The sequence below is a fragment of the Streptomyces muensis genome, assembly GCF_021474425.1.
In the GTDB taxonomy this organism is placed as follows: domain Bacteria; phylum Actinomycetota; class Actinomycetes; order Streptomycetales; family Streptomycetaceae; genus Streptomyces; species Streptomyces muensis.
Window position 1 is genome coordinate 1 of the sequence record NZ_JAKEIP010000655.1, and the last position, 403, is coordinate 403.

1 protein-coding gene is annotated in these 403 nt (G+C 72.2%); it reads right to left on the bottom strand.

Translation table 11 applies throughout. The annotated features are described in order from the left end of the window. Positions 1-199: 199 nt before the first annotated feature. The gene (locus tag L0P92_RS44915) at positions 200-370 is read right to left on the bottom strand and encodes a Trm112 family protein (protein ID WP_234768870.1); all 171 of its coding nucleotides are present in this window, start codon (positions 368-370) and stop codon (positions 200-202) included. Positions 371-403: the final 33 nt, after the last annotated feature.

Genomic DNA, 403 nt, shown 5'->3' on the forward strand with positions numbered 1-403 from the left:
GCGCCGGGGGGCTTTGCTCGGTCGCGGGGGTTCTTGTCGGGTTTGTGCGGGGCGTTGGTTGCCGTTTCCGGTTGCCTTGTGCGTTTCCGGTTGGCAGTCGGCGGGTGGCGGTGTTCTTGTTCGTCGGCGGGTGCCGGTGTCGCGTCTGCCGGCAGTCCTTGGCCGGTGCCGGGGGGCGTCGTGTGGCGCGGGCGGCTCGTTACGCGGGGCGGCGGGCCTCGTCGACGAGGAGGACGGGGATGCCGTCGCGGACGGGGTAGGCCAGGCCGCAGTCCTGGCTTGTGCAGGTCAGCTCGGCGTCCTGCTCCTTGAGGGGGGCGTGGCAGGCCGGGCAGGCGAGGATCTCCAGGAGGCCGGCTTCCAGCGGCATGGTTGGTCCCTTCTGGGGCGGGTGGGGGTGGTA

What these genes read in the sequence shown, in the direction of transcription:
- L0P92_RS44915 (WP_234768870.1), bottom strand. Translation starts at nt 370, where the DNA reads ATGCCGCTGGAAGCCGGCCTCCTGGAGATCCTCGCCTGCCCGGCCTGC.